This is a genomic window from Amycolatopsis sp. cmx-8-4, assembly GCF_046548675.1.
Classification (GTDB): domain Bacteria; phylum Actinomycetota; class Actinomycetes; order Mycobacteriales; family Pseudonocardiaceae; genus Amycolatopsis.
Genome location: NZ_JAEBDZ010000077.1, coordinates 1 through 1,875 on the forward strand (window position 1 = coordinate 1; position 1,875 = coordinate 1,875).

Below are 1,875 nucleotides of genomic sequence, written 5' to 3' on the forward strand. Positions count from 1 at the left end.
CCCCGCGCCGTGGATGACGGCGTTGTCGAGCAGGACGCCGACGATCTGCCGCACCGCGGCCTCGGCGGCTCTCGGACGCCCGTCGGCGTCGGGGGAGATGACCAGCTGCCGTCCCTGGGTGGCGAGCAGGTTCCGCCAGCCGGCCACGACGTCGCGCAGCAGCACGTCCGGCTCGATCACCCCGCGGTCCTCCGGCGGGCGGACGGCGAGGGTGACCAGGTCGTCGATCGTCGTCTCCAGCCGGTCCGCTGTGGCGATCGCGGCTGCGACGGCCGCTTCCAGATCCTGTCCTGGCGGGTCGAGGGCCGACTCCAGCTGCAGACGCAGGCCGGCCAGCGGGGTGCGCAGCTGGTGCGACGCGTCGGCCGCGAGGGCGCGCTGGCGGTCCAAGGCGTCGGCGATCCGGGCCGCCGCCCCGTCCAGGGCGCCGCCCAGCTGGTCGATCTCGCCGATGCCGCTGATCGGGGCGCGGACGCCGAAGTCGCCGTCCCCGAGCCGCCCGGCGGCCGCGGACAGCTGCTCGAGCGGGCCGGCGACCCGTGCCGCCAGCCGCGCGGCGAGCAGCCACGTCAGGGCGACCGCGGCGGCCGCCAGCCCGGCCATGGCGAGCCAGGAGAGCGCGATCTTCTGGTAGCCGTCGGTGCGGGGCGTCGACGCGCGCACGATGCCGCTCAGCCGGTCGTCCTGCAGGATCGGCACGGCGACGACGAGCTCCGAGCCGACCTCGCCGGTGGCCACCGCGCCGCCGCGAGCGCGTGACACGACGGGATCGGCCTGCGCCGGGCCGCTGCCCGTCAGGAGGACACCCGCCGGGCTGTAGAGCCCGGTGGTGTCCTCTTCGGACCCCGGGAACTCCGGCAGGCTCCGGTGCGTGAGCATGTCGTCGGCGATCGACAGGGCCGCGGCGTCGGCGGTGCGCTCGAGCTCGGTGCGCTCGTCCTGGGTGAAGTAGCTCGCGACGCCGACCGCGAGCGGAATTCCGAAAAGACTGGTCGCCAGCAGCGCGGCGGCGACGGCGAGCAGAATGATGCGTCTGCGCATGACCGCAGTCTGCCCGCCGAAAAGGTTAGCGAATGGTTGGCTTTCACCACAAAGAGGTAAATTCCGCGGCCGGAGATCGGCGTCTCGGAATTCCGGTAGCATTTCCCCATGGCCGCGGTTCTGCTCGTAGAAGACGACGAAACCATCGGCAGCCTGCTCGAATCGGCCCTGCGGATGCACGACTACGACGTGATGTGGTCCCACACCGGGGGCGACGCGCTACGCCGGATGAAGCTCGACGAGTACAACGTCGTCCTGCTCGATCTGGGGTTGCCGGACCTCGACGGGATCGAGGTGTGCCGGCGCGCGCGGGTGATCACGCCGAACGCGCTGATCATCATGATCACGGCGCGCACGCAGGAGATGGACGTCGTCGTGGGGCTGGAGGTCGGTGCCGACGACTACCTGACCAAGCCGATCCGGCTGCGGGAGCTGCTGGCGCGGCTGCACGCGCACCTGCGCCGCGGGTATTCGTCGAACGCGATGCCGCTGCGGGTGGGGGAGCTGGTGGTCCAGGTCGCCGCCCGCCGCGTGGTACTGGCGGGCGACGAGGTTTCCCTGCGCCCCAAAGAGTTCGACCTGCTTCTACGGCTGGCGCAGGAGCCCGGTGCGGCGATCAGCCGGGACACGCTGATGGCGGACGTGTGGGACACACACTGGCACGGCTCGACGAAAACGCTGGACGTGCACATCGTCGCCCTCCGGCGCAAGCTGGCCGCCGCCGCGGCGGACTCCGGCGCGCTGCCCGTCATCACCACCGTGCGGGGCTATGGCTACCGCTTGGAGCAGCCGGTTCCGCAGGGGACGTGACCGTTCTTGCCGGACGTTAACCTT

Annotated in this window: 2 protein-coding genes; one reads left to right on the plus strand and one right to left on the minus strand. The window is 71.7% G+C overall.

The window, feature by feature from the left end:
* The coding region (locus ACLJQZ_RS48415) for a sensor histidine kinase (protein WP_410628484.1) at positions 1-1,041 on the minus strand (1,041 nt) is incomplete at its 3' end.
* A gap of 108 nt (positions 1,042-1,149) precedes the next feature.
* Between ACLJQZ_RS48415 and ACLJQZ_RS48420 the strand changes: the two genes are divergently transcribed.
* Positions 1,150-1,851 carry a response regulator transcription factor gene (locus ACLJQZ_RS48420; RefSeq protein WP_410628485.1) on the plus strand — a complete coding sequence of 234 codons (702 nt, stop codon included), beginning with the start codon at positions 1,150-1,152 and terminating at the stop codon, positions 1,849-1,851.
* Positions 1,852-1,875: the final 24 nt, after the last annotated feature.

What these genes read in the sequence shown, in the direction of transcription:
- ACLJQZ_RS48420 (WP_410628485.1), top strand. Translation starts at nt 1,150, where the DNA reads ATGGCCGCGGTTCTGCTCGTAGAAGACGACGAAACCATCGGCAGCCTG.